A 5,808-nucleotide genomic window follows, 5' to 3' on the forward strand; every position below is an offset into this window, starting at 1 on the left:
GGGCCGGTGCCTCTGCCGCGCCCCCCTCGCCCGCCGGGGCCGCGCCGCCACGCGCGGCGAGCGCCGGGGCCATCAGCGCGCGCGACACCTTGTCCGATCCGCAGACCGGGCAGGACAGCCGCCCGGCCCCGGCCAGCGCGTCATAGGCCGAAGCGGATTGGAACCAGCTTTCGAAATCATGCCGTTCGTCACATCTGAGGGCGTATCGAATCATCTTTTCAACGGGTCCGGGTGTTGCGGGGCTGCCGGGGCATACCCTTTAAATGGGCGGCGCCGGGGCGGGGGTCAAGCACCGCCACGCCGTGTCGCTTTTGGCCCGCGCGGGTCGAACCCGAGGATGAGTTGCCCCAGTTCGGGTTCCTGCACCAGCCGGGCGGCCTTCTTGCGCGACACCCAGCGGCGGCGGCGTTCGCCCTTTTCGGGATACTCCCCCGCGAGCGAGGCGACCTTGACCGGGTAGAGCATGGCGAGGCATCCGATCACGTCGTCCTTCTGGTAGGAATAGACGCCGAGGCAGCCGCCCGTCACCTCGCCGCGCACGCCCGCCTCCTCCCAGGCTTCCTGCAGGGCAGAGCCGCCGGGGGTGCGGCCTTCCATCGGCCAGCCCTTGGGCATGATCCAGCGCTTGGTCCGGCGGGAGGTCACGATCAGCACCTGCACCTTGTCCTTGCGCACCCGGTAGCAGAGGGCGGCGAACTGGGTGCGCATCTCTCCCTTGGGGGAGCCGTGGAGCGTGAGGGGCGGTTGCTTGGTCATCGGCGGCCTGTGGCGGGGTTTTCCCGTTTCGGACGAAAGTATCACAAGCCCGACCATAATCCAGAGCGGCGGCAGAGTGTTGCGCGCCATTCCAACTTGTGCGGCTGCAGCGCTTGGCGGATAGTGCCGGCCATGAGAGTTCTTCCCCTCCTTTGCCGGCTGCTGCTGGTCACGGCGCTGGCGGTCCCGCAGGCGGCATGGGCCACGGATGACGCCGCGACCGGCCCTGTTACCATCTTTGCCGCCGCCAGCCTGCGGGGCGCGCTGGACGCCGCCGTCGAAGGCCATGGCGGCGCGGTCCGGATCTCCTACGGGGGGTCGGGGGCCATGGCCCGCCAGATCGCCGCCGGGGCCCCGGCGGATGCGGTGATCCTTGCCAATGAGGACTGGATGGACTGGCTGGCAGAGCAACCCGGCATCCGCCTTGCGTCCGGTCCCGTCGATCTGCTCGCCAATAGGCTGGTGCTGATCGCCCCTCTGGAGGAGACGCGCACCGTCGATCCCGGCGACATCCTGTCGGCGCTGGGGGATGACGACCGCATCGCCATGGGCCAGCGCGATGCCGTGCCCGCCGGGCGCTACGCCCGGCAATGGCTGGAGGCCACAGATCAGTGGCAGGGGCTGCAGGACCGCTTGGCGGAAACCGACGACGTGCGCGCGGCGCTGCTGCTGGTGTCTCGGCGGCAGGTGCCGCTCGGCATCGTCTATGCCACCGATGCGCTGGCCGACCGCCAAGTGCGGGTGCTGCATGAGGTGCCCCCCTCCCTGCATGATCCGATCCGCTATCCCGCCGCCGCGCTGACGCCCGCCGGGGCCGCCTTCCTGCGATATCTGGGCAGCGATGCGGCGCTTGAGACTTTCGCCTCCCACGGCTTTGCGAGCGTGCCCGGTGAGCCTTGACGAAGCCGCATGGGCGGCATTGCGGCTGTCGCTCTGGGTGGCGGGCTGGGCCACGCTGCTGTCGCTGCCGCTGGCGCTCTGGGTGGCGTGGCTGCTGGCGCGGGGGCGGTTCCGGGGCAAGGGGGCGCTGAACGTGGCGGTGCATCTGCCGCTGGTGCTGCCGCCGGTGGTGACGGGCTATCTGCTGCTGGTCAGCTTCGGGCGGACCGCGCCGCTGGGCCGCGCGCTCGATGCGGTGGGCGTGCAGCTTGCCTTTCACTGGACGGGTGCTGTGCTGGCGGCCATCGTCATGGGCTTTCCGCTGACGGTGCGCGCCATGCGCCTTGCGATCGAGGCTGTGGACCCGCGGCTCGAGGCCGCGGCGGCCACGCTGGGGGCCCCGGGCTGGGCCGTTTTCGGCCGGGTGACCCTGCCGCTCATCGCGCCGGGGATCCTTGCAGGGGCGGTCATGGGTTTTGCCAAGGCGATGGGAGAGTTCGGCGCCACGATCACCTTTGTCGCCAACATTCCCGGCCAGACACAGACCCTGCCCAGCGCCATCTGGACCGCGCTTCAGATACCCGGCGGCGAAGGGGCCGCATTGGGCATGGTGGCGCTGGCCGTCGCCGTCGCCGTCGGCGCCGTCGCCCTGTCGGAGGCGCTGGCCCGGCGCGTGGCCCGCCGGATTTCCGGCATATGACGCTGGCCGTCACCCTGCGCCATGGATTCGGCGGTTTCGATCTCGACCTTGACTTCGAAGCCGGGCCGGGGATCACCGCGCTCTTCGGGCGGTCGGGGGCCGGCAAGACCACCGTCATCAACGCGGTCGCGGGGCTGTTGCGGCCCGCCCGGGGCCGCGTGGTGGTGGACGGCGAAACCATGCTGGACACCGAACGCGGCATCTGGGTGCCGCCGCACCGGCGCGGGCTGGGCTATGTCTTTCAGGACGCGCGGCTCTTTCCGCATATGGATGTGCGGCAGAACCTGTCCTTCGGGGGGCGCTATGCCGCGCGCGGGCGCGCAGGCCCCGGGCTGGAGGAGGTCGCGGCCCTTCTGGGTCTGGAACGGCTGCTGGAGCGCAGGCCCGCCGCGCTGTCGGGCGGGGAACGCCAGCGGGTGGCGCTGGGGCGGGCGCTGCTCTGCCGCCCGCGGATGCTGCTGATGGACGAGCCGCTCGCCAGTCTCGACGAGGGGCGCAAGCAGGACATCCTGCCCTATCTCGAACGGCTGCGGGACGGGCCGCTGCGGCTGCCGATCCTCTATGTCAGCCACGCGCTGGACGAGGTCGCGCGGCTTGCCGATACGCTGGTGCTGTTGCAGGACGGGCGGGTGCGCGCACGCGGGCCGATGTTCGACGTGATGGCCGACCCGGCGGCGGTGCCGCTGCTGGGCGTGCGCGAAGCGGGCGCGGTGCTGGAGGCGGACGTGCTGTCACACGCGCCCGACGGGCTGTCGCGCCTCAGGATCGACGCGGGCGTTCTGGAACTGCCGGGCGTGCAGGCCGAGGTGGGCGCGCGCGTGCGGCTGCGGGTGCTGGCGCAGGATGTGATCCTGTCGCTGGAAAAGCCCGCGGGGCTGTCTTCGGTCAATATCCTGCCGGTGCGGATCGATCATGTGCATCCCGGCGGCGGGCCGGGTGCCGCCATCGCGCTGAGCGCCGGGCGCGACAGGCTGCTGGCGCGGGTAACGGCCCGCGCGGTGGCGGACCTGTCGCTGCGTCCGGGGCTGGACTGCTATGCGATCCTGAAGGCCACCACGGTGGCTCCCGGCAGCATCGGGCGCTAGCCCGCGACCGGGGCGCGGCCCATCTTGGACCGCAGGCGTTCCAGCAGTTCGTTTTGCGGAATATCGGCATCTATCGCCAGTTTGCGCAGCCCGAAATGCACATGGGCCATATCCTGATAATAGCTGGTATAGGCGTAGTTCGTGGCCGCCCCCGCCGCAGCACCAAGGATCGGAACCGCCTGCGCCGCCAGCTTCTGGCCCAGCACCACCGCGAGCCGCGGGGCGACCTTGGCGATCACCGCCTGCATGGCCCGCCCCGAGAGCGCGACCCGCGCCGACAGAAAACCCAGATCGGAGCCGTCATCGCCCGAAAGCGGGCCTGCCGCGGAAAAGACCTGCACGCAGTCGAACTGCACGTTCTCGGCCTCCGGATCGAAGCCGTATTCCACCGCGACACCTTCGATCACCCGCAGCAGCAGCGTGGTGGTGACGGGCAGTTCGGCCATGGCGGTGGGCAGGCCCCCGGCGCCGCCGACGGCGCCCATGGCGGCGCTGACCGCCTGATTGAGCCAGCTTTTCTGGTCCGGCACCATGGCACGGCTGGAATGGGCCGCCTTCATCGCCTGACCCAGCGCCTTTACGGTCGCGCCTTCGAGATTGCGGCGCACCACCGTGGGCAGGCGTTCGATAAGGTTGTCGGCCTGCCCGCCGATCAGGTTCAGGACATTGATGCCCACGCCGCCGGCCTGCTTGTAACGCGCGGCAATCGCGTCCAGCCGGGCGTCGACATCCACGGTCGCGGGAACATTGCTTTCGATCAACATGGGCGCGGCCCTCCTTGCGGGATAATGTGGGCGCGGGCGGCGCGAAATCAATCCGTCCAGCGCGTAACCTCGCCCGCGATGCCGTCCCATGCGCCGGGCAGCAGCGCCCGGCCCAGCACCCGGTCGGGGTTGGTGGGGGGCGGCATCACCACCTCTTCGAGCCGGGTAAAGCCGAACCGCCCGTAATAGGGTGCATCGCCCACCAGCATCACCCGGTTCCAGCCCAGCGGCACGGCATGGACAAGCGAGCCTTCGATCAGATCGCGGCCCAGCCCCTCGCCCTGACGTGTCGGATGGACGGCCACCGGTCCCAGCAGGAGCGAAGGCTCCCCGCCCACGCGCACCGGCCAATAGCGGATCGCCCCGGCCAGAATGCCCCCTGTGTCGCGGGCCACATGGCTGAGCCCCGCCAGCGGCGGCACGCCGTCGCGCAGCCGGTAGGAGGACAGCGCCTTGCGCCCCGGCGCGAAACAGGTGTCGAGCAGAGCCTCCACCTCCCAGTCGTCGGCGGGCATTTCCGGCATCAATCGGTACAAGGGCCGCTCCCACGGGCGGGGGTTTGAGGTGGCATTGCCCCTAGCATGGCGGTAGCCATGGGGCAAACCACAAGGAGTCAGCATGTTTTATCGTCCGGAATCAGGCCATGGCCTGCCCCATAACCCGTTCAACGCCATCGTGACGCCCCGGCCCATCGGCTGGATTTCGAGCCGCGACGCGGAGGGCCGCGACAACCTCGCGCCCTATTCCTTTTTCAACGGCGTGGCCTATACCCCGCCGCAGGTGATGTTCGCCTCCACCGGGCAGAAGCCGGATGTGGACGGCACCAAGGACAGCGTGGCCAACATCCGCGAGACCGGGGTCTTCTGCGTCAACGTGGTGGAATATGCCGCACGCGATGCGATGAACCTGTCTTCGGCCACCCTGCCCCACGGCAGCGATGAATTCGAACATGCCGGGATCGAGAAGGCGGCCTGTGACCTTATCGACTGCGCGCGAGTGGCCAATGCGCCCGCGAACCTCGAATGCCGGGTGACCCAGATCGTCAAGATCGAGGGAGACGTGAACTATGTCGTCTTCGGCGAGGTCGTCGGCGTGCATCTGCGCGACGACTGCATCGTGGACGGGCGGTTCGACGTAACGCGCTACGTGCCGCTGAGCCGGTTGGGATACCGCGACTATACCGCCGTGCGCGAGGTGTTCGAGATGGTCCGCCCCGACGATTGAGCGGGGTGCGCCCTATCTTGGGCGCGGCGCGGGGGGGTGGCCGCCGGAGGGCGCTGCCCTCCGGACCTCCCGGGATTTGGGCCATTTGGAAGCGCTGAGGGGCCCGGGTTCCCCGCGGGGAACCCAAGCTATTGATTAACAAATGTTTTTTCAATCTTACCCTAGCGGACGCTGGGAAGGGCCCGGGCGCAACGGCGTTCAGTGCGCGCCGAGGATGCCGGTGCGGACCTGATAATTGACCGCCAGCTCGTATTCGGGGTCATCGTCGCTGTCGACCATGAGATGCCCGGCCTTCGTGAGCAGGCGGTGGCAGTCGCGGCTGAGGTGGCGCAGTTGCAGGCGTTTGCCGGCCTCTTCGTATTTCGCGGCCATCGCCTCGATCGCCTGAAGCGCGGACTGG

At 69.5% G+C, this 5,808-nt stretch carries 8 protein-coding genes and 1 pseudogene; 4 read left to right on the forward strand and 5 right to left on the reverse strand.

The features are described from left to right. On the reverse strand, positions 1 to 214 hold a 214-nt coding region (locus A3764_RS07515; protein WP_150122104.1), incomplete at its 3' end, for a DUF1178 family protein. Between the two features lie 71 nt (positions 215 to 285). Beyond that, positions 286 to 756, reverse strand: a complete 471-nt coding sequence (locus A3764_RS07520; RefSeq protein ID WP_067921076.1) for an NUDIX hydrolase — start codon at positions 754 to 756, stop codon at positions 286 to 288. 132 nt (positions 757 to 888) lie between these two features. Here A3764_RS07520 and modA point away from each other — a divergent pair, with 132 nt between their 5' ends. The 3 genes from modA to modC are packed head-to-tail and all read left to right on the forward strand — an operon-like array spanning position 889 to position 3,420. Next, entirely contained in the window at positions 889 to 1,656 is a 768-nt protein-coding gene (gene modA, locus A3764_RS07525; RefSeq protein ID WP_067951410.1) for a molybdate ABC transporter substrate-binding protein, read from the forward strand. Further along, the gene (gene modB / locus A3764_RS07530) at positions 1,646 to 2,335 is read left to right on the forward strand and encodes a molybdate ABC transporter permease subunit (protein ID WP_067951412.1); all 690 of its coding nucleotides are present in this window, start codon (positions 1,646 to 1,648) and stop codon (positions 2,333 to 2,335) included. The genes modA and modB overlap by 11 nt, the downstream gene beginning before the upstream one ends. Next, entirely contained in the window at positions 2,332 to 3,420 is a 1,089-nt protein-coding gene (gene modC / locus A3764_RS07535; RefSeq protein ID WP_067951414.1) for a molybdenum ABC transporter ATP-binding protein, read from the forward strand. The genes modB and modC overlap by 4 nt, the downstream gene beginning before the upstream one ends. Here the strand turns inward: modC and A3764_RS07540 are convergent. Beyond that, the gene (locus A3764_RS07540; protein ID WP_067921388.1) at positions 3,417 to 4,184 is read right to left on the reverse strand and encodes an EcsC family protein; all 768 of its coding nucleotides are present in this window, start codon (positions 4,182 to 4,184) and stop codon (positions 3,417 to 3,419) included. The two genes, modC and A3764_RS07540, sit on opposite strands and share 4 nt — an antisense overlap. Positions 4,185 to 4,231: 47 nt before the next feature. Further along, positions 4,232 to 4,708: a GNAT family N-acetyltransferase gene (locus A3764_RS07545; RefSeq protein WP_067921390.1), complete on the reverse strand. Its 477-nt coding sequence runs from the start codon at positions 4,706 to 4,708 to the stop codon at positions 4,232 to 4,234. Positions 4,709 to 4,802: 94 nt separating this feature from the next. Here A3764_RS07545 and A3764_RS07550 point away from each other — a divergent pair, with 94 nt between their 5' ends. Beyond that, a complete protein-coding gene (locus tag A3764_RS07550; RefSeq protein WP_067921393.1) occupies positions 4,803 to 5,408 on the forward strand; it encodes a flavin reductase family protein in 606 nt (201 codons plus the stop codon). 198 nt (positions 5,409 to 5,606) lie between these two features. Here the strand turns inward: A3764_RS07550 and A3764_RS07555 are convergent. Next, positions 5,607 to 5,808 (reverse strand): annotated as a pseudogene (locus tag A3764_RS07555) (SulP family inorganic anion transporter); the annotation flags it as partial.

It is taken from the genome of Sulfitobacter sp. HI0129, assembly GCF_001635395.1.
Taxonomy (GTDB): Bacteria; Pseudomonadota; Alphaproteobacteria; order Rhodobacterales; family Rhodobacteraceae; genus Sulfitobacter.

What these genes read in the sequence shown, in the direction of transcription:
- A3764_RS07520 (WP_067921076.1), bottom strand. Translation starts at nt 756, where the DNA reads ATGACCAAGCAACCGCCCCTCACGCTCCACGGCTCCCCCAAGGGAGAG.
- modA (WP_067951410.1), top strand. Translation starts at nt 889, where the DNA reads ATGAGAGTTCTTCCCCTCCTTTGCCGGCTGCTGCTGGTCACGGCGCTG.
- modC (WP_067951414.1), top strand. Translation starts at nt 2,332, where the DNA reads ATGACGCTGGCCGTCACCCTGCGCCATGGATTCGGCGGTTTCGATCTC.
- A3764_RS07540 (WP_067921388.1), bottom strand. Translation starts at nt 4,184, where the DNA reads ATGTTGATCGAAAGCAATGTTCCCGCGACCGTGGATGTCGACGCCCGG.
- A3764_RS07545 (WP_067921390.1), bottom strand. Translation starts at nt 4,708, where the DNA reads ATGCCGGAAATGCCCGCCGACGACTGGGAGGTGGAGGCTCTGCTCGAC.
- A3764_RS07550 (WP_067921393.1), top strand. Translation starts at nt 4,803, where the DNA reads ATGTTTTATCGTCCGGAATCAGGCCATGGCCTGCCCCATAACCCGTTC.